Here is a 23,757-nt window from a genome sequence, read left to right on the forward strand (position 1 = left end):
CCAGTGCCTCGGGGACAAGGTGCCGGCCGGCACCTTGCTCTGCGGATGGCCGACCCGGGCCGGTGCGGACCGTGCGTGGTGGGATCCGTCTACGCATGGTCATGACCTCGGCGTGACCGGACCGCCGCGACGGCACCGAGACCGCCGCCGACGGCCAGCACGACGAGCCCTCTCAGCCAGACGTCATGTTCGATCTGGGTGGCGAGCAGGACACAGGACAGAGCTCCAAGGACCGGCACGGCGGTCGGAGCCCGGAAGTGAGGGCCGGGCGTTGTGTCGCGGCGCAGGACGAGGAGCGAGGTGTTCACGAGGAAGAACACCACCAGGAGCAGCAGCACCAGCGTGGAGGCGAGCGTCGACACATCGCCGGTCAGCGCGAGCAGCAGCGACAGCGCGGTGGTCGCGGCGATGGCGGCCCACGGAGTGCGGCGGCCCGGGAGAACCCTCGTCAGGAAGCGGGGGAGGAGCCCGTCCCGCGCCATTCCGTACGCCAGTCGTGAGGACATGATGCCCGTCAACAGGGCCCCGTTGGCGACGGCTACCAGGGCGACGGCGCTGAACAGTTCGGTGGGGACCCCACCTGCCGCCCGGACGACCTCCAGCAGCGGTCCGCTCGATTCCGTCAGCTTCTGCGTCGGTACGGAGGCGGACGCGGCCGCGCCGACCAGGGCGTACACCGCGCCTGCGGTGAGCAGCGCGCCGAAGAGTGCCCGGGGATACGAGCGGCGGGGCTCTCGGGTCTCCTCGGCCACGTTCACGGACGTCTCGAACCCGACGAACGAGTAGTAGGCGAGTACGGCGCCGCTGAGTACCGCGGCCACCGGTGCTTCACGTGACGTGCCGAGTTCGGTGAGCTGTCCGAGGTCCCCGTCGCCGCGCAGCACGACCCAGATGCCGAGACCGGCCACCAGCAGCAGTCCGCCCACCTCGATGACCGTGGCGATGACATTGGCCCGGGTGGACTCCCTGATGCCTCGGGCGTTCAGCAGCGCCAGCAGGATGAGGAAGACGATCGTCACCAGCGCGACAGGGAGAGTGACGAACTCGGTGAGGTAGTCGCCGCCGAACCCCCGGGCCAGGGCGGCCACCGACACGACGCCGGCCGCCAGCATGCAGAAGCCGGCGAGGAACCCCAGGAACGGACCGTAGGCCAAGGTCGCGTAGTGGGAGGCGCCTCCGGCGCGCGGGTACTTGGTGACCAGCTCCGCGTAGGAGGCCGCCGTCAGAAGGGACAGGCACATGGCCACGAGCAGGGGCACCCAGACGGCTCCTCCGGATTCGGCGGCGACCTGGCCCACCAGGACGTACACGCCGGCGCCGAGGACGTCGCCGAGAATGAAGAAGTAGAGCAACGGGGTGGTCAGGGTCTTCCTGAGCGATGCCGGGGAGCCCGAGGGCGGGGACGTGGCGGGTGACGTTTTCACGGTGCGCCGGGTACCCGGGCGCCCTTCCGGTAACCGGAGCATCCTTCGGATGCCCTGAAACTCGTCGGGGGGCGGTCCTGTCGGCGCACCGCCCTTGGAGGGCCGAGGTCCCATCCACGTGGCTCAATCCGGTGCGGCGTCGTCCCGTCCGTCGATCACGCGACCCGGATGGCATCCGCGGGCCTGGCCGCTCGGCTGGGTCCGCCGCGCTGCGCCGGCTCCGCGCCAGGGCGCGGGTCGGGCGTTCAAAGCGGTGTGCCGCCCGGACGGTGGTGGGCCAGCGGCTCGGCCACGATGAGCTCCTCGTTCGGTCATGGCCACATCCCCTGGTCCATGATCGGCGGGAGGGCCGTGCCCGCACCGTATGGCGATGCCCGCATCGGGGCGATGCGCGTTCCCCCATCAGGCGGCCCGAGGACGGGCAGCTGGACCGACGGAGTGAAGGGGTTCGGCGTACGTACGCTCCGGCACGACCCTGGGTTCCCTCAGCGCTGGGATCAAACGTGGATCGCACCGGAGGGGCCCGGTGCGGTGCGGTGTTAGAAGCGGCCGGTTGTGGGCACCCCGCTTTCCCGTGCCCACTGCAGGGCGCCTTTCACCCCCCGGTTCGGCCGGGGATGCGCGAGGGTGTACATATGAGCGATCCGACCACAGCGAAGAACGTGGACCGAACCGGCGAGAATGCGGAAACTCCTCATTCACCCGTCAGTTCGCACAACGAATGGGATCCGCTGGAGGAAATTCTCGTCGGCCGTCTCGACGGCGCCACCACTCCCTCACGGCACCCGGTAGTCTCCTGCAACGTACCGCCGTGGGCCGCCCGGTTTCAGCAGCTCGCCGCAGGACTGAGATATCCGCGAGCCCTGGTCGGGCCGGCCCAGGAGGAGCTCGATCAATTCGTCACCCTGCTCCAGTCCCTCGGTATCACGGTCACCCGGCCCGATCCCGTCGACCATCGACGGAGATTTTCCACCCCCGACTGGTCGTCACGCGGATTCTGCAACACCTGCCCCCGGGACAGCATGCTGGTGATCGGCGACGAGATCATCGAAACGCCGATGGCCTGGCCGTCCAGATATTTCGAGACCCACTCCTACCGGGCACTGCTCAAGGACTATTTCCGTCGGGGCGCCCGCTGGACCGCCGCACCGAAGCCGCAGCTCACCGATGAGCTGTACGACCCCGGCTACCGGCGCCCCGGCCCCGGCGAGCCGATGCGCTACATCCTGACCGAGTTCGAACCCGTCTTCGACGCCGCTGACTTCGTCCGGGCAGGCCGCGATCTGTTCGTCACGCGCAGCAATGTCACCAACCGGCTGGGCATCGAATGGGTACGACGTCACCTCGGCCCGGGATATCGAATTCATGAGATCGAGACCCGATGCCGTACGCCCATGCACATCGACACCACCTTCATGGTGCTCGCCCCGGGGAAGGCTCTCGTCAACCCCGAATACATCGACGTGGACCGGCTGCCCGACATCCTGAGATCCTGGGACATCCTGATCGCGCCCCCACCGGACCCCATCCGTGACCCCCTGTTGCGGGTCACTTCCCTGTGCGGAAAGTGGCTCAGCATGAACGTCCTCATGATCGACGAAAAACGCGTCATCGCGGAGCGCCACCACACCGGCATGCTGCGTGCACTGGAGACGTGGGGGTTCGACCCGGTCCCCTGCGATCTGCTGCACTACGCGCCCTTCGGAGGCTCTTTCCACTGCGCGACCCTCGATATCCGGCGGCGGGGCGGATTGGAGTCCTATTTCGAGTAAGACACCCTCGTTTACGCACCATGGGCACGGGTATCCGGGCGGCGTGCTTCAAACAGGAGGCGTGCCCGAGGGAGTCGCGGGCGGCTCTGTCCGACCGGTGCCGGGCTCCGACGGCGGTCCCACGCAGCGTCGACGAGGAGTGAACACGTATGCAGGCTGCGTCCGGCCATGAGCGACGCTCGGGCGAGGACCCATCGCCCCCGCAGCAGGGGTTCCGAAAGCTGCGGGAACTGCCTCCCGGGCGCCAGCGGGACCGATTGCGCAGCGAACTGGTCTGTGCGTGGCCGGCGATGGCCCATCGGATCGCCTCCCGATTCCGTGACCGGGGGGAGGCGATGGACGATCTGCGGCAGGTGGCTGCCATGGGCCTGGCCAAGGCGGTGGACCGCTACGACCCCCAGCGCTCGGAGGCGTTCGAGACATACGCGGTTCCGACTGTCGCCGGCGAACTGAAGCGGCACTTCCGGGATCACACCCGGGACGTACACGTACCGCGCCGCATCCAGGATCTGCGCGACCGGGTACGGACGACGCGACGCGACCTGATCCAGGCGGAGGGCGGGCCTCGGTCGCCCACGGGCGCCCAGATCGAGCTTGCCGAGCGAGAACGGCTGATCCTCTATGTGCGCTCCTTCGGCGACTTGACCCAACGGGCCATCGCCGAGCGCCTGGGCCTCTCGCGGATGCACGTCTCACGCCTGCTCCACCAGCCGTGCGGGCGACTGCGTCTTGACGTCCCGCACCAGGCGGCGTGAATGCGACGTCACCGACCACATCGTCCGGCCGGCGGAGGGAAGTTCAGCGTGCCGCACCCGTCACCATCCGTGCCACCATGGTCATGAAGGCCGCGCTCGCCCGCCTCGCGCCTCGTCTGCACCGTCCCGACCGCTATCAGGTGGTGCAGTCCTTGAAAGCGGCCGTCGCGGCCATCATCGCCTGGGCCCTGACCGGGTGGTGGCTGGAGGCGCCCATGGCCCTGATGGCTCCCTGGGCGGCTGTCGCGCTGGTCCAGGGGACCGTCTACAGGTCCCTGCGCACCGCCGTCCAGATCGTCCTCATGATCACGGCCGGTACGCTGCTCGCCGCCGGTGCCGCCGCTCTCACCGGCGACACGATGCTCGCCGTCGTCGTCGCTCTCCCGCTCGCGACGTTGCTCGGCAATCTGGCCCCCGTCGGCGGGCAGGGCCTGTACGCGCCGACCACCGCCCTCTTCGTCCTCGCGTACGGCTCCTACTCCTGGCCGGCCGTCGGGCACCGGCTCCTGGAGACCCTGGTGGGGGCCGCCGTGGGCATTGTCGTGAACGCCGTCGTGCTACCGCCGGTCCACTCCCTCCACGTCAGCAAGCTGGCCTCCGTACTGCCGCGCGACAGCGCACACCTGCTGCGGGACATGGCCGACGGCATCGAGGACTACGACGCACTGCGGGCCGAACAGTGGCACCGCGGCGCCAAAGACCTGCTCGCCGCGCTGTCGGAGCTGTACGTCGGACGAGGGTGGGACTCCGAGAGCTCCCGGCTCAACCCCGGCCGCCGCCTCCGCCGCTGGACGCCCGCTCCGTCCACCGACTGGGACATTCTCTGGGCCCGGGTGGCGAACCGGCTGCTCGCCCTCACCCTCACGCTCTGGGAGACCGCCTCCGAGGACCGCGGACTGCCTCGCCCCTTGGGCCGTGCCCGGCACGAACTCGGCTGGCTCCTGGCGGCAGCGGCGCAGGTGTGCGAGGCGTACGAGTCGCTCATGGCGGACGGTACGGACCAGGAGCAGCGCGACCGGCGGGACTCCGCACTGGCCGACGCCCGACGGGCCCTCACCGCCGTGAAGAAGCAGCTGCCCGCCCAGGGCCCCGACACGGGAGCCGTGCTCGGCAGCCTGATCGCCGACTGCCACGCCCTGCTGGACGACCTCACGCCCGACGCGGGAGACGCCGAAGCCGGTGAACAGCACGTTTGACACCGGGCAACCGCGGCACCCCCAGCACGGCCCGTGTGGGCCCGTCCCCTTCCCCGTACCGCCCCTGGAAGTGACCGGCGCGACCGGGCCGAGCACCTCCGTCGCCTTGGTCACCGGGGCGGACTCGGGTATCGGCAGACCCGGCCGACGGGATCACCGAAGCTGCCGCGGCCGGTATCCGGAAAGTGACGATCTACCTCGACGATGTCCCGCAGGTGGGTTCCGACGGCACGTAGTCCCACCTGGGGTCCGGCAAGGATCGGGCTACCTCCGCCGCGGCGACCATACCGACCAGGGTGTGGCCGTCGATGACCGGCAGCCTGCGCACCTTGTGCGCCGTCATCGTCCGGAGGATTTCGTCGGCGGGGTCGTCAGCGCCGTTGGTCACGGCTTCGCCCCGAGCCAGCTCGCCCGCCGTGCAGTCCGCCGGGTCCTCTCCTCATTCCTCTCCGGGACGTACGGACCGGTACGCAGCACGCTTGGCTCTCGCCCGGGGGCGTCCCTGACGTCAGGCCCGCGGTCAAAGCCCCGGGCCGCTCGGGTCGGGGAACCGGCCGGCCCCACCCTGGGCTGTAGCCGCTGGAAGTCGCTGCGCCTCTCGTCGTCGATGCCACCGCAAAGGCCGGGTGCCGGTCAGGCCGATACCGGGGCCGGTCCTCTCCCGCCGGGGCGGGTGATAGGGCGGCGTAATCGCGAGTTGGCATCATCCCCGGCGGCCGCCCGCACCCTCACACTCTCCCCGTACCGCCTCGCGCCTCGTCCGCTGAGCGGACAAACCCCGGGACGCGGGCTCACCGGACAGTAGGAGAGATCCCCCATGAAACACGTCTCGACCGCCGCCGCCCGCGCCCTTGCCGGCCTCGGCCTTGTCGCCGCATTAGGTGCGGCTCCCGCGGTCTCCGCCGCCGCTCCTGTTCCTGCTCCTGCCCCCTCCGCCGGCTTCGCCGCGTACAACGGCTCGGGCGAGAACGTCGCCGCGAACCAGGCGTTCTTCGACGCCGTGATGAAGTCGGTCACCGAGAAGCGGGCCGCCAACCCGGGGGCCCAGGCCGTCACCGTCACCTACAGCGCGGCCTCCGCGCCCAGCTTCCGCATCCAGATAGCCAACAGCACGCGCATCTGGAACAGCTCGGTATCCAACGTCCGGCTCCAGGAAGGCTCCAGAGCGGACTTCACCTACCGCGAGGGCAATGACCCGCGCGGTTCGTACGCCTCGACCGACGGACACGGCCGGGGCTTCATCTTTCTGGACTACCGGCAGAACCAGCAGTACAACTCGACCCGCGTCACCACGCACGAGACCGGGCACGTGCTCGGTCTGCCGGACACCTACTCCGGCCCGTGCAGCCAGCTGATGTCCGGCGGCGGCCCCGGCCCGTCCTGCACCAACGCCCAGCCGGACGCCAGAGAGCGAGCCCGCGTGAACCAGCTCTGGCAGAACGGCTTCGCGGCGGCGCTCGCACGGCCTGCCTCCTGACGGGCCACGCCGGCACACCGACCGGCGCGAGCTGACTGCTCACCCGCACGAACGGCGGGCCGTTCCGGACGCGGAACGGCCCCCCGCGCTCCACCCCTCGGCCGTCGGAGCCGCGCGGTGTGACGCCATACCGCCGACCGCGCCCCCGGCACGTTCACCGCTGAAACGGGCTGCCCCGGGCGGCGCGGGTCGACGGAGGCCCGCCTACGAGCTGGTGCGCGGCCCGGGCTCGTGCGGATTGGCCCGGCGCACCGCCCGGTCATTGCGGGCGCTGCCCCAGGCCCGGACGAGCCTCGCGATCGGGCTGCGCGGCTCCCCGGCCTCGGCGCCCTGGCGCAGGGCGCCCGGATCGCCCCTGTTGTGGGCTGGTCACTACGACGTCAGACTGAATACGCGGGGGTGCGCCTGATCGGAGGCACCATGATTATCCTCGGCCTCATTCTTCTCATCATCGGCTTGATCGCCGGTATCGGCGTCCTGTGGACCATCGGAATCATCCTGGTCGCCATCGGCGCGGTGCTCTGGGTTCTCGGAGCTCTGGGGCACGCGATAGGAGGACGTCGGCACTACTGGTGACCATGTTCCGCAGGGCGGACAACTCCGCCTGACAGCCTGGGTGAAGCCACGTCCCCCTGGCCTTCACGCCTCACGACGCGCCCGTCATGGCCCTCACCGCCATGGTGTCCGCCGTGGTGCCCTCGCTGTCGGCGGAGCGATCATCTACCCCTTCGAGATGGAGACGGTGGTCGTTCTCCGCGACAACCGGCTGGTCGCCACCCACTACGGTCTCTACAACACTGTCTCCGGCCTCGGCATCACGCTGGGCAACCTGGCCTCTGCGGCGGCCACGTGCTGACCAGGCCCAGGAGGTTGGTCCCGGTCGCCGTCAACGGCCGTCGGGCGTCGGGCGTCGGGCGTCGTATTCGGACAAGCCGTCGAGCTTCCAGAGCAGCGTCTCGCGGTCCGTCGCAGTCTCCCGTGCAGGATGTCCTTTGCGAACTTGCCGACCATGCGGCGAGAGCTTGTACCGGCCGGTCCGGGCGAGGCAGGCAGGCGTTACGCGTCTGCATCAAGGGGTACCCCTGTGCGTACGAAACGACGTGGAGGAAGCCACGGCGGACAAAGCAGCCGCGACGCACACGGAACGAGGATCACATGCAGGTGGGATACAAGCTGGCGGCGGAGGCGTTCGGTCCGGTGGAGCTGGTCAGGCAGGCGGTGCTCGCCGAGGAGGCGGGATTCGACTTCGTGGAGATCAGCGACCACTACCACCCCTGGCTCGACAACCAGGGCCACTCACCCTTCGCCTGGACGGTGCTCGGAAGCATCGCGGCCCGGACCTCGCGGATCGGTCTGGCGACCGGGGTGACATGCCCCACCGTGCGCTACCACCCCGCCGTCATCGCCCAGGCGGCCGCGACCCTCGCCCTGCTCTCGGAAGGCCGCTTCGTCCTGGGCGTCGGCTCGGGGGAGCGGCTCAACGAACACGTCGTCGGCCCCGGCTTCCCCGACGCGGTCAAGCCCCGGCACGAGCTGCTCAGGGAAGCGCTGGAGATCATCCGGCTGCTGTGGAGCGGGGGCTACCAGTCCTACGAGGGCAAGCATCTGCGGCTGCAGGACGCCCGGGTCTTCGACCTCCCCGACGAGCTGCCGCTGATCGCGGTGGCGGCCAGCGGCCCGGAATCCACCCGGATCGCCGCCGAACTGGGCGACGGCCTGTTCGCCACCGAGGACAAGCCGAGCATCGTCCGGCACTACCGCGACGCCGGTGGCACCGGCCCGTGCTACGGGGAGGTTCCGATGGCCTGGGCCCCCGACGCGCACACGGCCGCGCGCGCCGCGCTCGAGACCTCGCGCTGGGCGCTGACCGGGTGGAAGGTGATGAGTGAGCTGCCCAACCCGGTCAACTTCGATGCAGCGACCGCCACCGTGCGCGAGGAGGACATCCTGGAGAAGTTCGCCTGCGGAGCGGACCCCGGACGGTACGTCGAGGTGGCCCAGCAGTTCGTGGACGCGGGTTTCGACCGGCTGGTCATGCAGAACGCCGGCCCCGACCCCGACGGCTTCATCGACTTCTACCGGCGCGAACTCGACGGACGTATCCGACAGCTCGAACCGAACCGTCCGTGAGCCTGAAGGCGTCCGGCGTCCGGGACGCTCGAGCATTAGGGACGCCCGAGTAGTGAAGCGACGAAGCGACAAACCGACGAAGCGAGGAAGAACATGGCCGCCCGGCACCACCTCATCGACCGCGCTCCGACCGCCGTATGGACGATCCTGGAGGACGAACGTCTGTACGGCACCTGGGTGGTCGGGACCTCCGAGTCCCGCCGCGAGCAGGGCGACTGGCCCGAGCTCGGCTCTTCGATCACCTACAGCGTGCGGCTGGGGCCCAAGGTGTTCACCGGCCGCACGGTGGTGCGGCGCATCGAGAGGCCCCGGACGCTGGAGCTGGAGGCCGAGGCCGGCCCGCTGGGGACGGCACGCATCGCCCTGGACATCCGGCCCTGGGGCGACAAGACCCTCGTGACCGTCGACGAACACCCGCTGCGAGGCGTGGGCGGCACGCTCCACAACGTCCTGCTGGACTCGCTGATCCAGATCCGCCACCGCACCATGCTGGCGCGCCTCGCCCGGCTGACCGAACGCCGTACGCCCGCGGGGACGAACGAGGGCGCGCGCGCCTAGGCGCGCCGGTCGACCGGCCGACGTCGGATACCGCCGAGGAGGGGGCTCGGCCGCTGAAACGGAGGGAGACATCCCCATGGTCGACGCAGTAGTGATCGGCAGTGGACCGAACGGCCTGGTCGCGGCCAATCTGCTCGCCGACGCCGGCTGGTCGGTCGAGGTGCTGGAGGCGCAGGGCGAGCCGGGCGGCGCGGTCCGCAGCGACCGTGGCGTTCACCCCGAGTACGTCAACGACCTGTTCAGCTCGTTCTATCCCCTGGCCGCGGCCTCCCCGGTGCTGGCCCGGCTGGACCTGCACCGGGAGGGGCTCCGCTGGAGCCACGCACCCCAGGTGCTCGCGCATCCGCTGCTCGACGGCAGATGCGCCGTACTGGACCGCGACCGATCGGCGACCGCCGCCGGCCTCGACCGCTTCGCACCCGGCGACGGTGACGGCTGGCTGGGCCTCTGCGACATCTGGGACCGGCTGGGCGACGACATCGTCAGCGCCCTCTTCTCGCCCTTCCCGCCCGTCCGGGCCGGCGCCGTGCTGGCGGCACGCCTCCGGGCGGCCGGCGGGCTGCGGCTGGCCCGCAGCCTCGTCCTCCCCGTCCGCAGACTGGGCGAGGAGGAGTTCGCCGGGGAGGGCGGGCGGCTGCTGCTGGCCGGGAACGCCCTGCACGCCGACCTGGCCCCCGAGGCGGCGGGCAGCGGCGGCTTCGGCTGGCTGATGTCCATGCTGGGGCAGTTCCACGGCTTCCCCGTCCCCGTCGGCGGCGCCGGGGCCCTCACCGCTGCACTGGTCGGGCGGTTGCGGAGCCGTGGCGGAAGCGTGCGGTGCGGGCAGCCGGTGACCGAGGTCGTCGTGCGCCGGGGCCGCGCCGTGGGTGTGCGGACGGAGTCCGGGGAGGCGGTTCCCGCCCGCAGGGCCGTACTGGCCGACGTCTCCGCCCCGAGCCTCTACGGCGCGCTGGTCGCCGCCGAGCACCTGCCGGGCCGGTTCCTGGACGACATGCGACGGTTCCAGTGGGACTTCGCCACGTTCAAGGTGGACTGGGCGCTCAACGGCCCTGTTCCGTGGAGCAGCGCGGCCGCGGCCTCCGCGGGGACCGTCCACCTGGCGGAAGGAGTCGACGAGCTCACCCGGTTTGCGTCCCAGATCGCCCGCGGGCTGGTCCCTGACCGTCCGTTCCTGCTGATGGGGCAGATGACCACCGCCGACCCCACCCGGTCCCCGCTGGACACCGAATCGGCCTGGGCCTACACCCATGTGCCCCACACGGTGAAGGCGGACGCGGACGCGGACGGGCTGACCGGCCGGTGGGACGCCGGGGAGCAGGAGCGGATGGCCGACCGGATGGAGAAGCAGGTCGAGCGGTACGCCCCCGGCTTCCGCAGCCGGATCCGGGCCCGGCGGATCCTCGCCCCGGCGTCCTTGCAGCACGCGGACGCCAATCTGTTCAACGGCGCCATCAACGGGGGCACGGCGTCGATGCACCAGCAGTTGGTGTTCCGGCCCGTACCGGGCACGGGCCGCCCCGAAACGCCCGTGCAGGGGCTGTACCTCGCGTCCGCGTCGGCACACCCCGGCGGCGGGGTGCACGGCGCTCCGGGCGCCAACGCCGCGCGCGCCGCCCTCCGCTCCACACGGGCCACCGCCGCCGCGCTGTCCGCCGCCCAGCGACTGCTGGCCGGCCGGGGCCGCACCGGCGAGACCACCCGCGTACGACGTGAAGGCGAGACCACCCGCGTACGAGGTGAGGGGCCGTGAACGTCACCCGCTCCGCCGTGCTACCGGTCGGGTGGGGGAGTGGGGCGGGACGCCCGGTAGGAGTTCCAGTCGGCTCGTCCTCCCGCGCCCAGGACCTCGACGGGGGAGGACATGTCCTCGCTGGGACGGGACCGTAGCTCGCGGCGGGTGGCCCGGGCGACGAACGCGGGGAACAGCGGGCGCAGCGGCTGGCACCAGCGGAGCCACGGCGGGGCGTAGATGTGAGCGGCGCGGTGGGTGATGCCTCGGGTGAGCCACTCGGCGACCTGGGCGGTGGTGTGGACGCGGCGGGCCGGGCGGGGCTGATTGCGGCGCAGGGCTTCGAGGACGGGGTGGTCGTCGATGCCGGTGAGCATGTCGGTGCCGGTCCAGTGCAGGTAGGCGATGCCGACCTGGACCCCGTCCGGCTCGACCTCGCCGCGCAGTGCGAGGGCGAACGACTCCGCCCCGGCCTTGGAGGCGCAGTAGGCGCTCATCATGGGTGCGGAGCCGAACGCGGCGGTCGAGGCGATCTGGAGGAAGTACCCGCGGGCGGCGGTGAGCTGCGGCAGGAAGGCCCGGGCCGTGTTGGCGGAGCCGACGAGGTTCACGTCGATGACGCGCTGCCAGAGTTCGGCGGCGGTGCGGTCGAACGGGCCGCTCACCGCGATACCGGCGTTGGCCACGACCACGGCGGCGGGCCCGAACTCCGTCTCGACACGCCGCGCGGCGTCCGCTAGCGCTGAGCGGTCGGTGACGTCGCACGCGACACAGATGCTCGGACCGGGGAGGGACTCGGCGGTCTCCAGCAGGGTGGCCCGCTCCCGCCCCAGCAGGGCGACGCGCATCCCCGCATCGGAGAGGCTGCGGGCGAGCGCCTGGCCGACGCCGCGAGCGGCGCCGGTGACGACGGCGGTCCGCCCGTCCAGAGGACGGGCGGGTACACGGCGGACCGGACGCCCGCCCGGGCTGTCGTGCATCGCTTCTCCTCGCTCGCTGACCACCAGCACGGGACAGGCCCGTTTTCGGAGGGTGCACGGCAGACCGCTGTCTTCGACGGCCGGACACGGTCCCCTCACTGCACGCGAGGAGAGTCTCCACCCGAGCGAGAGCCGCTCTCGTCACCAGAATCGTCCTCGTCGTCGTCTCCGGGGATGTGGACGTCGAAGACCACGATGTTGATCTCGACGACCTCCAGGCCGGTCATCGTTTCCACGGCGTCGGTGACGTGGGTCCGGATCAGGTCGGCGAGTTCGTGGATCGGCGTGCCGTACTCCACCTCGACGTCGACATCGATCGCGGTCTGTTTCTCTCCCACCTCCACCTTGACGGCGCGACGCGCGCCGGAGGAGCCGGAGCCGGACGAGCCGGGCATGCGCCCCGTGACGGCGCCCAGAGCCTTCGACGCTCCTCGTCCTACGGAGTGGACGCCTTCGGTCTCACGGATCGCGATGCCGGCGATCGTGGCGACGACGTTGTCGCTGATGGTCGTTCTGCCGCGACCACGGGGTCCTTCGGAACGCCCGCCGGTCGCGGTGCTTTCGCCCAGGAGTTCGGTGTCGGCCATGTCTGCCTCACAGAGAGTCATTGCCACGGACCTGCCCCCCGGCCCGTGCGGGCCCCTCTCCTCACTCTGCGCCTGCTCGACCGCGTACGCCATTCGAGTGGCTCGACGCCACGCGTGCTCTCAGTCGCGGGGCAGCAGGGTTCCGAGCGGTCCGAGGTCGAGGTTGAGGTCCTCGGGACGTACGCCGTGCTGCTCGCAGAGCTCCTTCATCCGCTGGTCGAGCAACATGAGCGTGGTGCCGATCTCCTCGACCTGCTCGTCGCTCAGATCACCCTGCTCCACCCGGCGGATGGCCTGTCTCTCCATCAGCTGCCGCAGCAGTTCCACCACCGTCAGGACCAGGGCCACCAGGTCCCGCCCCATCTGCTCGGAGTCCAGATCCACGCGCGGGCCCGTCACAGCGGCCCCCCGTCGCTCCACGGCGAGGGCACCCGCTCGTTGACCGACGACAACAGCGCGTGCAGCGACAGCCGTACGAGAGGTACGTCGGCGATGGCGATGACCACGTCACCGCTGACCACCACCCCGGTCGCCAGCACGCGGTCCAGCAGATCGACGAGGGGCACCCCGAGAGGGCCGCTCAGGGGTTCCGGACTGTCCCAGGGCACCACGTCGTGCGCCACGGTCACACCTCTCCGACGAAGGAATACGGCACCCAGGGGCCCGACAGCTCGATCTGCGCTCCCGTACGTTCGCCCAACGCCCGCACCAGCAGGCCGACTTCGTGCGCCCGGTCGTCGGCGACGAGATACGTGGCGTTGAGCACGTGCACCCGCTGATCGCCCGACGGCGCCGCACCGTGCGTACGCAGCCGACGCGAGGCGGCGGCGAGTCCGCGCAGTTCGGCGTCGACCGACTCGGCGACGTCCAGCGCCTGTTCCCGGCGCTTCTCCCGCAGCGCCTGGGCGCCCCGCTTGCGGTTCAGATAGGCGAGGCCCGCCCCGGGGGCGCGGCCGCCGGCCGTCTCCGGGACCGGCTCGTCGGACGCCTCGGCCGGATCGGAAGTCACGGGCCGGTACACCTTCACGCCCCACTCCGCGTGGTGTGCGACGCGCTTCAGCGCGGTGTGGAAGCGGTCCGCCTCCTCGGCCAGGCGGCTCCGGGCCCGCTCGTCGTCGTGGTAGAGCGTGGCGAGGGACAGGGGAACGACGGGCCCGTGCGTGGCCACGGCCGACACGACCGCGTGGTGGGCCCGCGCATACCGCTCGATCTCCTCCCGGTCGGACAGGCGGCCCTGCCAGACCTCGTCCGTGAAGTCGGCGGCGGGGACGGTCTGCACCACGGCGGTCAGCAGGCCCGACGGCAGCAGCCGGACCGCCCCACCGCCCGGCATGCCGGCCACGCCGGTGAGATCCAACGCGCCCGTGGCACGCGTGCTGCGACAGACGGCGAACACATACGTGACCGCCGCCTCCGCAGGCGAAGACGCCACCCGCGCGTCCGAGGGCTGTGTCATCTCTGTTCGCTCTCCTTCTCCCGGCCGGCGTCGGCGGACGGTTCGAGCGCCCGGAGACGCTCCCTCAACTCACGGTTCTCGTCCTCCAAGGCGTTGCGCGACGCCTTGGAACTCAGCGCGGGATCGGTCTCCCACCAGTCGATGCCCGCCTTCTTCGCGGTGTCGACCGAGGCGACGAAGAGACGGAGACGGATGGTGAGCAGCTCGATGTCGAGAAGATCGATCTTGATGTCCCCGGCGATGACGATGCCCTTGTCCAGGACGCGTTCGAGGATGTCGGCGAGGTTGGTGGTCTGAGGCCCGGGGATCGGCTGATCTCCCTGCCGGAAGTCGAGGTCGGTCACCGCGACCCCTTCGCACGACGTCCACGGCTCTGACGCCTCGGAGCGGGGGGCTCGTCCTCGTCCTCGTCCTCGTCCTCGTCGTCGTCCTCGTCGTCCTCGTCGTCATCCTCCTCAGGCTCCTCGTCCTCCTCTTCCTCGTAGTCCTCGTCCTCCTCTTCTTCTTCCGGCTCTTCGCCGTCCTCGTCCTCGTACTCCTCGTCGTCCTGCTCGTCGTCGTTCTCCTGCTCCTCCGCCTCCTCCTGCTCGACGGCGTCCTCGTGGGAGACGACGACCTCACCGTCGCGGATCTCACCGCGCCAGCCCTCCGGCTCCTCCTCGGTGAGGGTGACGTAGCGCTGGAAGTGCTTGAAGTCGAGCCGCATACGGCGCCCTTGGGCACGCCAGAGGTTGCCCGTCTTCTCGAAGAACCCGGAGGGGTAGTACTCCACGACCAGAATGATCCGGGTCAGTGTGGGCCCGAGCTCGTGGAAGCTGACCGCTCCGCTGGTCGTGCCCTTGGCGCCCTCCGACGACCACACGATCCTGTCGTCCGGCACCTGTTCCAGCACCGTGGCCTTGAAGCTGCGGGACGAGGGGCCGACCTTCACCTTCCAGTCGCTCTCCGTCTCATCGCTCTTCGAGACGTCGCGGACGCCCTTCGCGAAGCTGCTGAACTCCTCGTACTGCGTCCATGCGTCGTAGGCCGTACGCAGAGGCACGCCCACATCGAGGACCTCGATGATGTTCATGACCTTGCTGCCGCTGGACTTGCGCTTGCCCTTGCCCCCGCCGCCGAGGGCTTCCTTGGCCTTGTCCACGACGGTGTCCTTGGCGCCCTTGGCCTTCTCCGACACGAAGGCCTTCAGCGGGGAATCGCCCTGGAGCACGCGGGAGCCGATCGCGGGCAACGAGCCGCCGTTCTCCGCGGCATCGCTCAACTGGCCGGTGAGATCGGTGAGTTTGCCGCCGGCCTTCTCGGCGATCTTCTGCACCTGGGCGCTCGCGTACTTCGACAGCTCGTCCTTCAGACGGTCGACACCCGACTCCTGCGCTTCTTCCGGCTCGGTACTGTCCGACTTCACCATGACATCTACCTCCCGCTACCGGAGCGCTTGGATGCTGTCCGCTTCGACGAGGCCGACTTGGAGGCCCCTTTCTTCGCCGGAGCCTTCTTCGCAGTCGCCTTCTTGGCGGGCGATTTCGCTGCCGTCTTCTTCGCTGGGCTCGACTTCTTGGCAGGGGCTGACTTCTTCGCTGCCGTCTTTTTCGCCGGGGCCGACTTCTTGGCCGGAGCCTTCTTCGCCGGGGCCGACTTCTTCGCCGGGGCGGACTTCTTCGCCGGGGCGGACTTCCGGGACGGGGCCTTCTTCGCGGGGGCGGCAGGTGCCTTCTTGCGGCGCGCTCGCGGAGCCGGGGCTTCCTCCTCCTCGGGCTCGTCCTCCTCGTCCGGCTCGTCCTCCTCGTCCGGCTCGTCCTCCTCGGGCTCCTCCTCGTCCTCCTCGGGCTCCTCCTCGTCCTCGTCGGGCTCGTCCTCCTCGGGCTCCTCCTCGTCCGGCTCGTCCTCCTCGTCGGGCTCCTCCTCGTCCTCCGGCTCGCCCTCGTCCTCCTCGTACTCCCCCTGAAGGTCGGCCTCGTCTTCGTCGTCCTCGTCGTCCTCGTCGGCCTCGGGTGTCTGACCGAGGCGCAGCGTGCGGTCGCTGATGGCGTCCGCCAGCGAGGTCATGCCCCGGTTGGCGGCGGCGGTCACGGCCTGGCGCCCGGCGTCCAGGACCTCGCCCCTCAACTGTTCCTGCAATTCCGCGAACTGGGGCACCTCTCCGAGCCGGCGCATCCCCTCGGCCGCCAGCTGACGGGGTTCGAGCCCGAACCGCCGTCCCGCCATATAGGTCGCGACGCTCAGCGCCAGCCGGCCCTTCTTCGTCCGGCCCAGCACATACCCGCCCACTACGGCGGCTGCCAGCGCCACCTTGGCCTGGTCATCCATGTCTGTCACCTTCTGTTGTCGACGTCACAGCGCTTCTGAGCGGCGTGGAGCCGGTCGAGCAGCCTTTCCTCCTCCGCTTCGAACGCTTCGAGATCAATGAGCTCGTCGTCGAGATCGCGGTTGAGTTCGGCCAACTGCGCACGGATCACACCGGGGTCGTACAGCTCGCGCTCCGCGGTTTCCTGCAGCTTCTCCGCGATCCACACCACGCCGCGTGCCGGAGCGAGCGGCAGGAGCAGGAGTCCGGAGATCAGTCCCATCGTCAGCCTTCGGCCATCGCTGCCGGCCGGCGCGGAGCGCCCGAGTCACCGACGAAGCTGTAGCAGGGCAGCGGGCCCGCGATGCGGAGGTCGACATGGCTACGGCGGGCGTCGGCGAGCCGTTCGGCCGTCGTACGGAACCGTTCGCTGTGGCTGCGCGGGACGAGGAAGGACGTGTTCAGCGCGCATCCCTGCACTTCGGGTCCGGTGGCGGCCGCGCGAGCCAACGGAGCGAGCTCGCGCAGCACCTCCCGGCCCGCTTCGGCCGCACGTCGCGCCAGGGCGGAGGCCACCGCTTCGCCCAGCCGGACGCTGGCCTCGTAACCGGGCCGTCTGCGCACCGCGTCCCGCAGACGCCGTACGGCGGCGTCCTCGGCCACCACCCTTGCCAGGGAGTCCTGCGCCGGCAGGGCCTTGACGTTGATCTCGACGTGGCCGTCGAGCTTCCGCAGGGTGGCGAGGTGGTTCGCCTCCGCCATGGCGAGCTGGGTGAGGAGAGCGTCCTCGTCCGGCGCCACCGAGCCGAAACGCATCGGAAGGACGGGGCCGCCTTCCGCCAGGCCCATCAGCAGGTCCTGGTGGGCCAGCAGATCCCGACGCCGTGCGCGCAACCGGGCGGGGACGACGCTGACGACTGCGGCGACCTTCCCCGTACCGACGACGCGCAGGGCGGCAGGTGGATCGCCCACGCCCCCCGCCCCCTCGGGCAGAGCGGTCCCGTCGCTCACCACCGCGTAGACGTACAGTCCGGGGCTGTCCACGGCTCACGCCTCCGCTCGACGGCGCCGGCTCGCGCCGCTGCCGCTGCGGGCGGGGGCACGGCGCCTCTTCGGGCGTTCTTCCTCTTCTTCTTCCGCCTCGTCGGAATCGTCGTCGCGCCCCACCGCCTTGCGTACGGAGTCGCCCACCGATTCCGCGGCCTTGCGCACCTTGCGCTTTCCGACGGACTTCGCCACTCCGCCGCTGAGCAGCTCGGGGACGGTCGTGCTGCCGGAGTCCCGTTCGAGGTCGAGCCGGTTGCACGCCTCGGCGAAGCGGAGGTAGGTGTCCACGCTGGCCACGACTATGCGGGCGTCGATCTTGATGATCTCGATGCCGACCAGGGAGACCCGGACGAATACATCGATCACCATGCCCCGGTCGAGGATGAGTTCCAGCACGTCGTACAGGGTGCCGGCGCGGGGCGGACACGGCGCGATCTCGTCGGCGTAGGTCGTGGTGGTGGTCGTCATGAGGATGGGTCCTTCCAGCTGTCGGACGGTCGGATCACTCGTCTGCGGCACCGCGCCGGTAGCGACGGACCCGGCGGTACTCCCGGAGCTCTCCGGCCTTGTCCAGCTGCACCTCGTAGGAGGCGAGCAGGCTCGTCGTGTCCGGGATCCGGGGCACCTCGAGAACGTCCACGACCACGCACCAGCCGTCGTCGTCCGACCGCCGGACCGCGGAGACACCTTCGGCGCGATGGCCGATCAGCCCCTCCAGGCTCTGGCAGGCGGCACGAGCAGCGTGCTCGGGCCCCTTGCTGGGCGCGGTCTTCTTCCGGGCCCTGGTCGGGCTCGTGGCCCGTCCCGAACGTTGGTCTGCCATAGCGCCCAGTCTCGTCACATTCCGGCGCGCCGCATCTTGGGTGGGCCGGTGTCGTGACACGTGCCGCGGGGCGTGCTCCCGGCAGAAGGCCCATCGAGCCTGCATAACGACGCTGTCGGGGGTAGCCGCCGTTCATGGCCGACGAACAACGCAGTGAGCAGGGCTCCCCGTACGCGCCGGTCCCGGGGAGCCGCGGTGGAACGGAGCGGACGGAGGAGGTGGACAGCAGTGAGCCGAACGGGCCCGAGGCCCAGGTGGAGCGCGACGCGCCGGACACGCCGACCGAACTGGGCAGGGCGTCGTGGTGGGCGGTTCTCAAGCGGACGGCGAAGGAGTTTCAGCGGGACGAGCTGACCGACCGGGCTGCGGGGCTCACCTACTACGGAATCCTGTCGCTCTTCCCGGCCCTCCTGGTGCTGGTCTCGCTCCTCGGGATCGCGGGCGAGTCGACGACGCAGAAGGCGCTGGAGAACGTCGAGAAGCTGGCGCCGGGAGCAGCCAAGGACGTGATCACGAGTGCGATCACTCAACTGGAGGGCAGCGGCGGCACCGGCTCGGTGCTGGCGATCGTCGGCCTGCTCGGGGCGCTGTGGGTCGCCTCCGGCTATGTGGCCGCCTTCATGCGTGCGGCGAACTCGGTCTACGACCTGCCGGAGGGCCGCCCGCTGTGGAAGGTGTTGCCGGTACGCGTCGGGCTCACCCTCGTACTCATGATCCTGGCCTGTGCCTGCGCCCTGATGGTGGTGCTGACCGGGGGCATCGCCCGTGAGCTCGGCGCACTGCTGGGCATCGGCGACACGGCGCTCCTGATCTGGTCGATCGCCAAGTGGCCCGCCCTCGTCGTCTGCGTGGCCGTCATGCTGGCGGTCCTGTACTGGGCGGCTCCGAACGCCAAGGGGCGGGGCTTCGCCTTCGGCTCCCTCGGCAGTGTTCTGGCGCTGCTGATCTGGATGGCGGCTTCCGCCGGGTTCGCGTTCTACGTCGCCAACTTCGGCTCGTACAACAAGACGTACGGGGCGCTGGCCGGTGTCATCGTCTTCCTGGTCTGGCTGTGGATCACCAATCTGGCGATCCTGCTGGGCCTGGAGTTCGACGCGGAGATGGCCCGCGAGCGCGCCATCCTGGGCGGTCACCCGCCGTTCGAGGAGCCCTACGTCGAACCTCGCGACACCCGTTCATGGACCGATGAGGACCGTCGCGCCATGGGCGGGACGGGGCCCACCAGCGACCTGCGGGCCGACTGAACGGGCGACGCGATCCGCTGGGTCTGCGACAACGGGTCTCCGGCAGCGGGCGTCAGGTGCGCCTCCGCGGCCGGCGTTCGGTCCCGGCCAGGGCGCGGTCCAGGGCGGCCACGCCCAGGCCGGCCAGCACGATCTGGATGAGCCACTCCAACCAGTCGACACCCCGCGTGTCGCCCACCCCCAGTACGAATGCCAGCAGCGACCCCAGAAGCGCGGCGGCGATGCCGACGACGAGCGTCCACAGGACGCCGATGTGCTGACGGCCGGGCAGGACGAGGCGCCCCAGCAGGCCGACCGCCGCCCCGATGGCCAGAGCGCTGACGAGTCCGGAGATTTCCATGACCGACTCCTTCGTGATCGTCGTGTCCGCTTCGGATACCCCCAAGGGGCGAGAGGACCCTCGGCACCTGGGGGACACCGCTCCTCATGTCGCCAGGAGAAACAGGAGAAGGAGGAATCCGGTGCCGTCCGTACACATCTCCACCATCGACCGCTTCGTTCGCGCATATGTCCGGATCGCAGGGGCAGGCGAACGTCAGCCACGGACGACGGAGACCGATCAGCAAGCGGTCATCCCCGGCGACAGGTGAAGGATGAGCACCGAGAAGAAGACCGATGAAGAGCACGACGGAAAGCGCGTCGACGTTCCCACCGCCATGCGGCAGGCCTCCGCGCAGCTCACGGAAATGCTCCAGTGCGAGCCGGGTTCTGTTTCCGCGGTGAGGGCCACCGACGGCGGTTGGTCGGCGGACGTGGAAGTGGTCGAGCTGGAGAGAGTGCCGGACACCATGAGTGTGATGGCCTCCTACCGGGTTGAACTCGACCCGCAGGGAACGCTTTTGTCCTACGAGCGACTGCGCCGCTATGCCAGGGGCCAGATCGATCGTCGCTGAAATTCCAGCGTTATACGTAACAAAGATCACCGAAAGGAGTTCCCCATGGCACTCGTTCAGCAGAGCAATGCGACGTCCGGTGGGAGCGGCGGCTCGGGAAATCTCTACGACGTTCTTGAGCTCATACTCGACCGTGGGCTCGTCATCGACGCATTTGTCCGCGTCTCCCTGGTCGGTATCGAAATTCTCAAAATCGACGTCCGGGTGGTGGTCGCGAGTGTCGACACCTACCTGCGGTTCGCCGAGGCCTGCAACCGGCTCGACCTGGAGTCCGGCCGCAAGGCGCCGAGCCAGCTCACCGACCTGGTCGGCGACATGACGGAGAACGGCGCCAAGGGCAAGTCCAAGGGCGCGCTGACCGGCGCCGTCGAGGCGTTCAGCGAATCCCTTCAGGGCGGCAAGCGCGAGGAGCCCGAGGAGGAGCCCCGCAAGCGCCCGGCCCGTAAGTCGACGTCCAGCCGACAGTCTCAGCGAAGCGAGGAGTAACGGTGCCCACGTACATCTACGCCATCACCGGCGCCGACCACCCGCTGCCCCTCAACGGCCTGCACGGGGTGGGCGACCCGCCCTCGGAGCTGCGCACCCTGCGCACCGACCTGCTGGCCGCAGTGGTCAGCGAGGCGCCTGACGGGCTTCGTGCCAAGCGACGCGATGTCATGGCCCATCAGAACGTCCTGGAGACGCTGATGGCGGGTGGGGCCACCCTGCCCATGAGGTTCGGCCTGGTGGGCCCCGGTGACGAGGAGGTCACCGCAGCCCTGGACCGGGAGGCCGACGCGTACCGCGAGCGGCTGGCACAGCTGGACGGCCGGGTGGAGTACAACCTCAAGGCCGGCCGCGACGAGGACGACCTCCTTCGGGAGATCATGACCGAGTCCGACGAGATCCGGCAGCTCAACGAACGGGTGCGCGCCCAGGGCAGTCACGACGACCGGGTCGCCCTGGGGGAGTTGGTGGCCCGCGAGGTGACCGCCCGCGGTCAGCGGGAGGCGGAGGACGTCGCCGCCCGGCTGGCGGACGCCGCCACCCACAGCTCGCACGCGGAGCCCGCTCCGCAGCAGTTCCTCAACCTGTCCTTTCTCGTCCCACGGGCGGAGACCGACGCCTTCGTGGCAGCGGTCCAGCGTGAGGCGGAGGAGCGCGGCGACGCGTACTCGTTCACACTGACGGGCCCGCTGCCGCCGTACAGCTTCGTCTGACCGCCGGGCCGAAAGGCTCCCGGAGCGGAGGTGACCTGGCCATGGGCCTCATCAGCAACATTCTGACCTTGCCACTGGCCCCCGTACGGGGAACGGTCTGGGTCCTTGACCAGGTCGTCCACGCCGCCGAGGAGGAGTACTACGACCCCGAGCCGGTACGCGCCCAGCTCGCGCAGTTGGAGCAGGACCTGAACAACGGCCTCATCGACGCCGAGGAGTTCGACCGCCGCGAGGACGAGTTGCTCGACCGGCTCGACGAGATCGAGGAGTACCGGCAGAACGCACGGCAGGCGCCGTGACCATCAGCCACAACCACACGTGACCGGGGGGAGATCCGAGGTGCATCGCACATGACGAACAACGCCAAGATAGGCGCGGCTCTGGTGGGGGGATACCTGCTGGGGCGCACGAAGAAGGCCAAACTCGCCCTGGGGTTCGGGATGTTCCTCGTCGGCAAGAAGTTCGATCTGGACCCGCGGCAGCTCGGCAAGATGCTGGCCAACTCTCCGGTCCTGGGCTCCCTCAACGACCAGGTGCGCAAGGAACTGGTGGACGCCACCAAGACCGCGGCCACCAAGGCCGTGACGCAGCGGGCCGGCAGCCTGGCCGACTCGCTTCAGCAACGCACACAGGCGCTCGAATCGGGCCCCGAGGCCGACGAAGAGGAACCGGACGAGGAGGAGGACGACGAAGCCGGGGAGAACCGGGACGAGGAGGACTCGAACGAGGGCGAGAAGCGCAAGCGGGCCCCTCGCAAGACCGCCGCGTCCGGCTCCAAGACCGCTTCGAAGAGCCGGTCCTCGTCGAGCGGCGGCCGGTCCGGGGGAGCGAGCAAGGCCTCCGCCTCCGCGCGCAAGAGCACCGGTGCCGCACGCAAGACCGCCGCATCCGGCGGCCGCAAGGCCCGGGGAGGCGACGATGCCTGACTCCACACTCGGCGGTATCAAGGACGACGTGGTCAAGAACCCGGCCACCGACCGTCTCAAGGAAGAACTGCAGAACTACCTCCGGGCCCGTGCCGAGCACGCGGTGACCCAGCTGGGGCACCGTCTGGGCGACTCGGTTTCCAAGCTCGCGGAGCCGGGCGGCGGGGGCGGCGCCCTCAAGAGCCTGGCCAAGGGCGGCCAGGCTCTCGGCGAAGGCAAGTCGCCGGCCCAGGCCGCCATGAGCGCGGGTGCCTCCCACCTCAAGGACACCGTGAAGGACAAGGTCAAGGGATTGTTCGGCAAGGGACGCAAGTCCGGTGGGGGCAAGTCCAAGAGCGTCGCCATCGTCGAGGACATCGACGTCGGCGTGCCGGTCCGCGAGGCGTACGACCAGTGGACCCAGTTCCAGGAGTTCAGCTCGTTCGCCAAGGGCGTCGTGAGCGTGGACAAGGCGGACGACACCACGAGCAACTGGAAGGTGAAGGTCGCCAAGTCGACCCGCAGCTGGAAGGCGAACGTCACCGAGCAGGTGCCCGACGAACGCATCACCTGGACCACCGAAGGCGCCAAGGGCACCGTCAAGGGCGTGGTCACCTTCCACGCGATCACCGACGACCTGACCCGCGTCCTGATGGTTCTCGAATACTTCCCCAAGGGGCTGTTCGAGAAGACGGGCAACATCTGGCGCGCCCAGGGCCGCCGGGCCCGGCTCGACCTCAAGCTCTACCGCAAGTTCATCATGATGCGGGGTGAGGCGACCGACAGCTGGCGGGGCGAGATCCGTGACGGGGAAGTCGTCGTCAGCCACGACGAGGCGCTCGAAGAGGAGGAGGCGCAGAACGACGAGGGCGCCGAGTCCGATGACGGCTCGCCCGACGGCGCGGACGAGGACGAGCAGCCCGGCGACGAGGACGACGACCCCGAGGGCGAGGGCGCCGAGGACGACGACCTCGCGTACGAGGACGAAGAGCCGCAGGACGAGGAGTACGTCGACGAGGAAGGCGAGGAAGGCGAGGAGGACGCGGACACCGCCGAGGAAGGCGAGGAGGACGCGGACGCCGCCGAGGAAGCCGAGGAAGAGGACGAGCTGGAGGAACCGGCGGAGGAGTCCACGGACGAGGACGCCGAGGAGCAGGACCACGACGAAGCGGCAGACGACGAGGTGGAGGAGGAGCCGCGCCCGGCCTCTCGCTCCCGCCGCCGTACGGCCGCCGCCGACCGGTGACCGGCCCCGCGCACAGACCCACCGGTGACCGGCCCCGGGCACAGACCCGGAG

The 23,757-nt window shown here is 70.1% G+C and carries 29 protein-coding genes and 3 pseudogenes; 16 read left to right on the forward strand and 16 right to left on the reverse strand.

All coding sequences use genetic code 11. The annotated features are described in order from the left end of the window. Nucleotides 1-89: 89 nt before the first annotated feature. A complete protein-coding gene (locus tag ACFWM7_RS09495; protein WP_383257170.1) occupies nucleotides 90-1,466 on the reverse strand; it encodes an APC family permease in 1,377 nt (458 codons plus the stop codon). Between the two features lie 593 nt (nucleotides 1,467-2,059). Here ACFWM7_RS09495 and ACFWM7_RS09500 point away from each other — a divergent pair. From ACFWM7_RS09500 to ACFWM7_RS09510, 3 genes are all read left to right on the forward strand, one after another. Continuing rightward, complete coding sequence (locus ACFWM7_RS09500) at nucleotides 2,060-3,196, forward strand: amidinotransferase (RefSeq protein WP_383257173.1); 1,137 nt, start codon at nucleotides 2,060-2,062, stop codon at nucleotides 3,194-3,196. A 149-nt stretch (nucleotides 3,197-3,345) separates the two neighbouring features. Next, entirely contained in the window at nucleotides 3,346-3,951 is a 606-nt protein-coding gene (locus tag ACFWM7_RS09505) for a sigma-70 family RNA polymerase sigma factor (RefSeq protein WP_383257175.1), read from the forward strand. A gap of 77 nt (nucleotides 3,952-4,028) precedes the next feature. Then, nucleotides 4,029-5,147 carry an aromatic acid exporter family protein gene (locus ACFWM7_RS09510; protein WP_383257177.1) on the forward strand — a complete coding sequence of 373 codons (1,119 nt, stop codon included), beginning with the start codon at nucleotides 4,029-4,031 and terminating at the stop codon, nucleotides 5,145-5,147. Nucleotides 5,148-5,340: 193 nt separating this feature from the next. Here ACFWM7_RS09510 and ACFWM7_RS09515 read toward each other — a convergent pair. Further along, a pseudogene (locus ACFWM7_RS09515) lies at nucleotides 5,341-5,586 on the reverse strand (CBS domain-containing protein); the annotation flags it as partial. Nucleotides 5,587-5,964: 378 nt separating this feature from the next. Here ACFWM7_RS09515 and snpA point away from each other — a divergent pair. The 3 genes and pseudogenes from snpA to ACFWM7_RS09530 all read left to right on the forward strand — a co-directional run. Further along, the gene (snpA, locus tag ACFWM7_RS09520; protein ID WP_383257179.1) at nucleotides 5,965-6,624 is read left to right on the forward strand and encodes a snapalysin; all 660 of its coding nucleotides are present in this window, start codon (nucleotides 5,965-5,967) and stop codon (nucleotides 6,622-6,624) included. Nucleotides 6,625-7,044: 420 nt separating this feature from the next. Beyond that, a complete protein-coding gene (locus ACFWM7_RS09525; RefSeq protein WP_383257182.1) occupies nucleotides 7,045-7,200 on the forward strand; it encodes a hypothetical protein in 156 nt (51 codons plus the stop codon). Nucleotides 7,201-7,250: 50 nt separating this feature from the next. Next, nucleotides 7,251-7,468, forward strand: a pseudogene (locus tag ACFWM7_RS09530) (MFS transporter); the annotation flags it as partial. On the opposite strand, the pseudogene ACFWM7_RS09535 reads toward ACFWM7_RS09530, so the two are convergent. Then, a pseudogene (locus tag ACFWM7_RS09535) lies at nucleotides 7,453-7,635 on the reverse strand (DUF664 domain-containing protein); the annotation flags it as partial. The pseudogenes ACFWM7_RS09530 and ACFWM7_RS09535 overlap by 16 nt on opposite strands. A 144-nt stretch (nucleotides 7,636-7,779) precedes the next feature. Between ACFWM7_RS09535 and ACFWM7_RS09540 the strand changes: the two are divergent. The 3 genes from ACFWM7_RS09540 (at nucleotide 7,780) to ACFWM7_RS09550 (ending at nucleotide 11,062) form a co-directional block, all read left to right on the forward strand. After that, nucleotides 7,780-8,754, forward strand: a complete 975-nt coding sequence (locus ACFWM7_RS09540; protein ID WP_383257184.1) for a TIGR03557 family F420-dependent LLM class oxidoreductase — start codon at nucleotides 7,780-7,782, stop codon at nucleotides 8,752-8,754. 93 nt (nucleotides 8,755-8,847) lie between these two features. Then, nucleotides 8,848-9,312: an SRPBCC family protein gene (locus ACFWM7_RS09545; protein WP_383257187.1), complete on the forward strand. Its 465-nt coding sequence runs from the start codon at nucleotides 8,848-8,850 to the stop codon at nucleotides 9,310-9,312. A gap of 76 nt (nucleotides 9,313-9,388) precedes the next feature. Next, on the forward strand, nucleotides 9,389-11,062 hold the full coding sequence (locus ACFWM7_RS09550) for a phytoene desaturase family protein (RefSeq protein ID WP_383257189.1): 1,674 nt from the start codon (nucleotides 9,389-9,391) through the stop codon (nucleotides 11,060-11,062). A 20-nt stretch (nucleotides 11,063-11,082) separates the two neighbouring features. Here ACFWM7_RS09550 and ACFWM7_RS09555 read toward each other — a convergent pair whose 3' ends face one another. From ACFWM7_RS09555 to ACFWM7_RS09610, 12 genes are all read right to left on the reverse strand, one after another. Beyond that, complete coding sequence (locus ACFWM7_RS09555) at nucleotides 11,083-12,021, reverse strand: SDR family oxidoreductase (protein WP_383257190.1); 939 nt, start codon at nucleotides 12,019-12,021, stop codon at nucleotides 11,083-11,085. A 95-nt stretch (nucleotides 12,022-12,116) separates the two neighbouring features. Beyond that, a complete protein-coding gene (locus ACFWM7_RS09560; RefSeq protein WP_383257192.1) occupies nucleotides 12,117-12,608 on the reverse strand; it encodes an Asp23/Gls24 family envelope stress response protein in 492 nt (163 codons plus the stop codon). A gap of 120 nt (nucleotides 12,609-12,728) precedes the next feature. Beyond that, complete coding sequence (locus ACFWM7_RS09565; protein WP_030807560.1) at nucleotides 12,729-13,007, reverse strand: gas vesicle protein K; 279 nt, start codon at nucleotides 13,005-13,007, stop codon at nucleotides 12,729-12,731. Continuing rightward, nucleotides 13,004-13,231 (reverse strand): gas vesicle protein, encoded by a 228-nt coding sequence (locus ACFWM7_RS09570; RefSeq protein WP_030084767.1) that lies wholly within the window; start codon nucleotides 13,229-13,231, stop codon nucleotides 13,004-13,006. The genes ACFWM7_RS09565 and ACFWM7_RS09570 overlap by 4 nt, the downstream gene beginning before the upstream one ends. Before the next feature lie 2 nt (nucleotides 13,232-13,233). Next, on the reverse strand, nucleotides 13,234-14,064 hold the full coding sequence (locus tag ACFWM7_RS09575) for a GvpL/GvpF family gas vesicle protein (protein ID WP_383257198.1): 831 nt from the start codon (nucleotides 14,062-14,064) through the stop codon (nucleotides 13,234-13,236). After that, the gene (locus tag ACFWM7_RS09580; protein ID WP_205085540.1) at nucleotides 14,061-14,408 is read right to left on the reverse strand and encodes a gas vesicle protein; all 348 of its coding nucleotides are present in this window, start codon (nucleotides 14,406-14,408) and stop codon (nucleotides 14,061-14,063) included. The genes ACFWM7_RS09575 and ACFWM7_RS09580 overlap by 4 nt, the downstream gene beginning before the upstream one ends. Next, a complete protein-coding gene (locus ACFWM7_RS09585; RefSeq protein ID WP_383257201.1) occupies nucleotides 14,405-15,472 on the reverse strand; it encodes an SRPBCC family protein in 1,068 nt (355 codons plus the stop codon). Before ACFWM7_RS09585 ends, ACFWM7_RS09580 begins: the two co-directional genes overlap by 4 nt. 5 nt (nucleotides 15,473-15,477) lie before the next feature. Continuing rightward, entirely contained in the window at nucleotides 15,478-16,371 is an 894-nt protein-coding gene (locus tag ACFWM7_RS09590; protein ID WP_383257204.1) for a histone protein, read from the reverse strand. 5 nt (nucleotides 16,372-16,376) lie between these two features. Further along, nucleotides 16,377-16,631, reverse strand: coding sequence for a gas vesicle protein GvpG (locus tag ACFWM7_RS09595; protein ID WP_383257206.1), 255 nt, complete (start codon nucleotides 16,629-16,631; stop codon nucleotides 16,377-16,379). Nucleotides 16,632-16,633: 2 nt separating this feature from the next. Then, on the reverse strand, nucleotides 16,634-17,392 hold the full coding sequence (locus tag ACFWM7_RS09600) for a GvpL/GvpF family gas vesicle protein (protein ID WP_383257209.1): 759 nt from the start codon (nucleotides 17,390-17,392) through the stop codon (nucleotides 16,634-16,636). A 3-nt stretch (nucleotides 17,393-17,395) separates the two neighbouring features. After that, nucleotides 17,396-17,863, reverse strand: coding sequence for a gas vesicle protein GvpJ (gvpJ, locus tag ACFWM7_RS09605; RefSeq protein ID WP_383257212.1), 468 nt, complete (start codon nucleotides 17,861-17,863; stop codon nucleotides 17,396-17,398). Between the two features lie 34 nt (nucleotides 17,864-17,897). Further along, a complete protein-coding gene (locus tag ACFWM7_RS09610) occupies nucleotides 17,898-18,218 on the reverse strand; it encodes a gas vesicle protein (RefSeq protein ID WP_383257214.1) in 321 nt (106 codons plus the stop codon). A 134-nt stretch (nucleotides 18,219-18,352) separates the two neighbouring features. On the opposite strand from ACFWM7_RS09610, the gene ACFWM7_RS09615 reads away from it, so the two are divergent. After that, nucleotides 18,353-19,462 carry a YihY/virulence factor BrkB family protein gene (locus tag ACFWM7_RS09615; protein ID WP_383257217.1) on the forward strand — a complete coding sequence of 370 codons (1,110 nt, stop codon included), beginning with the start codon at nucleotides 18,353-18,355 and terminating at the stop codon, nucleotides 19,460-19,462. A gap of 52 nt (nucleotides 19,463-19,514) precedes the next feature. Here ACFWM7_RS09615 and ACFWM7_RS09620 read toward each other — a convergent pair whose 3' ends face one another. Then, entirely contained in the window at nucleotides 19,515-19,802 is a 288-nt protein-coding gene (locus tag ACFWM7_RS09620; protein WP_383257221.1) for a GlsB/YeaQ/YmgE family stress response membrane protein, read from the reverse strand. A gap of 253 nt (nucleotides 19,803-20,055) precedes the next feature. Here ACFWM7_RS09620 and ACFWM7_RS09625 point away from each other — a divergent pair, with 253 nt between their 5' ends. The 6 genes from ACFWM7_RS09625 to ACFWM7_RS09650 are packed head-to-tail and all read left to right on the forward strand — an operon-like array spanning nucleotide 20,056 to nucleotide 23,705. Then, on the forward strand, nucleotides 20,056-20,355 hold the full coding sequence (locus tag ACFWM7_RS09625; RefSeq protein ID WP_383257223.1) for a gas vesicle protein: 300 nt from the start codon (nucleotides 20,056-20,058) through the stop codon (nucleotides 20,353-20,355). Between the two features lie 45 nt (nucleotides 20,356-20,400). Continuing rightward, nucleotides 20,401-20,841, forward strand: coding sequence for a gas vesicle structural protein GvpA (locus tag ACFWM7_RS09630; protein ID WP_383257226.1), 441 nt, complete (start codon nucleotides 20,401-20,403; stop codon nucleotides 20,839-20,841). 2 nt (nucleotides 20,842-20,843) lie between these two features. Further along, nucleotides 20,844-21,554 (forward strand): GvpL/GvpF family gas vesicle protein, encoded by a 711-nt coding sequence (locus ACFWM7_RS09635; protein ID WP_383257228.1) that lies wholly within the window; start codon nucleotides 20,844-20,846, stop codon nucleotides 21,552-21,554. Between the two features lie 41 nt (nucleotides 21,555-21,595). Continuing rightward, nucleotides 21,596-21,853, forward strand: coding sequence for a gas vesicle protein GvpG (locus ACFWM7_RS09640; RefSeq protein WP_383257233.1), 258 nt, complete (start codon nucleotides 21,596-21,598; stop codon nucleotides 21,851-21,853). Between the two features lie 51 nt (nucleotides 21,854-21,904). Then, entirely contained in the window at nucleotides 21,905-22,480 is a 576-nt protein-coding gene (locus ACFWM7_RS09645) for a hypothetical protein (RefSeq protein WP_383257237.1), read from the forward strand. After that, nucleotides 22,473-23,705 carry an SRPBCC family protein gene (locus tag ACFWM7_RS09650; protein ID WP_383257240.1) on the forward strand — a complete coding sequence of 411 codons (1,233 nt, stop codon included), beginning with the start codon at nucleotides 22,473-22,475 and terminating at the stop codon, nucleotides 23,703-23,705. Before ACFWM7_RS09645 ends, ACFWM7_RS09650 begins: the two co-directional genes overlap by 8 nt. Nucleotides 23,706-23,757: the final 52 nt, after the last annotated feature.

Source organism: Streptomyces sp. NPDC058375 (assembly GCF_042723425.1).
In the GTDB taxonomy this organism is placed as follows: domain Bacteria; phylum Actinomycetota; class Actinomycetes; order Streptomycetales; family Streptomycetaceae; genus Streptomyces; species Streptomyces durocortorensis.

Coding starts and splice junctions, on each gene's coding strand:
- ACFWM7_RS09630 (WP_383257226.1), top strand. CDS start 20,401: ATGGCACTCGTTCAGCAGAGCAATGCGACGTCCGGTGGGAGCGGCGGC.
- ACFWM7_RS09540 (WP_383257184.1), top strand. CDS start 7,780: ATGCAGGTGGGATACAAGCTGGCGGCGGAGGCGTTCGGTCCGGTGGAG.
- ACFWM7_RS09545 (WP_383257187.1), top strand. CDS start 8,848: ATGGCCGCCCGGCACCACCTCATCGACCGCGCTCCGACCGCCGTATGG.
- ACFWM7_RS09505 (WP_383257175.1), top strand. CDS start 3,346: ATGCAGGCTGCGTCCGGCCATGAGCGACGCTCGGGCGAGGACCCATCG.
- ACFWM7_RS09575 (WP_383257198.1), bottom strand. CDS start 14,064: ATGACACAGCCCTCGGACGCGCGGGTGGCGTCTTCGCCTGCGGAGGCG.
- ACFWM7_RS09625 (WP_383257223.1), top strand. CDS start 20,056: ATGAGCACCGAGAAGAAGACCGATGAAGAGCACGACGGAAAGCGCGTC.
- ACFWM7_RS09550 (WP_383257189.1), top strand. CDS start 9,389: ATGGTCGACGCAGTAGTGATCGGCAGTGGACCGAACGGCCTGGTCGCG.
- ACFWM7_RS09640 (WP_383257233.1), top strand. CDS start 21,596: ATGGGCCTCATCAGCAACATTCTGACCTTGCCACTGGCCCCCGTACGG.
- ACFWM7_RS09590 (WP_383257204.1), bottom strand. CDS start 16,371: ATGGATGACCAGGCCAAGGTGGCGCTGGCAGCCGCCGTAGTGGGCGGG.
- ACFWM7_RS09610 (WP_383257214.1), bottom strand. CDS start 18,218: ATGGCAGACCAACGTTCGGGACGGGCCACGAGCCCGACCAGGGCCCGG.
- ACFWM7_RS09595 (WP_383257206.1), bottom strand. CDS start 16,631: ATGGGACTGATCTCCGGACTCCTGCTCCTGCCGCTCGCTCCGGCACGC.
- ACFWM7_RS09615 (WP_383257217.1), top strand. CDS start 18,353: ATGGCCGACGAACAACGCAGTGAGCAGGGCTCCCCGTACGCGCCGGTC.
- ACFWM7_RS09620 (WP_383257221.1), bottom strand. CDS start 19,802: ATGGAAATCTCCGGACTCGTCAGCGCTCTGGCCATCGGGGCGGCGGTC.
- ACFWM7_RS09525 (WP_383257182.1), top strand. CDS start 7,045: ATGATTATCCTCGGCCTCATTCTTCTCATCATCGGCTTGATCGCCGGT.
- ACFWM7_RS09500 (WP_383257173.1), top strand. CDS start 2,060: ATGAGCGATCCGACCACAGCGAAGAACGTGGACCGAACCGGCGAGAAT.
- snpA (WP_383257179.1), top strand. CDS start 5,965: ATGAAACACGTCTCGACCGCCGCCGCCCGCGCCCTTGCCGGCCTCGGC.
- ACFWM7_RS09510 (WP_383257177.1), top strand. CDS start 4,029: ATGGTCATGAAGGCCGCGCTCGCCCGCCTCGCGCCTCGTCTGCACCGT.
- ACFWM7_RS09650 (WP_383257240.1), top strand. CDS start 22,473: ATGCCTGACTCCACACTCGGCGGTATCAAGGACGACGTGGTCAAGAAC.
- ACFWM7_RS09495 (WP_383257170.1), bottom strand. CDS start 1,466: ATGCTCCGGTTACCGGAAGGGCGCCCGGGTACCCGGCGCACCGTGAAA.
- gvpJ (WP_383257212.1), bottom strand. CDS start 17,863: ATGACGACCACCACCACGACCTACGCCGACGAGATCGCGCCGTGTCCG.
- ACFWM7_RS09555 (WP_383257190.1), bottom strand. CDS start 12,021: ATGCACGACAGCCCGGGCGGGCGTCCGGTCCGCCGTGTACCCGCCCGT.
- ACFWM7_RS09585 (WP_383257201.1), bottom strand. CDS start 15,472: ATGGTGAAGTCGGACAGTACCGAGCCGGAAGAAGCGCAGGAGTCGGGT.
- ACFWM7_RS09560 (WP_383257192.1), bottom strand. CDS start 12,608: ATGGCCGACACCGAACTCCTGGGCGAAAGCACCGCGACCGGCGGGCGT.
- ACFWM7_RS09645 (WP_383257237.1), top strand. CDS start 21,905: ATGACGAACAACGCCAAGATAGGCGCGGCTCTGGTGGGGGGATACCTG.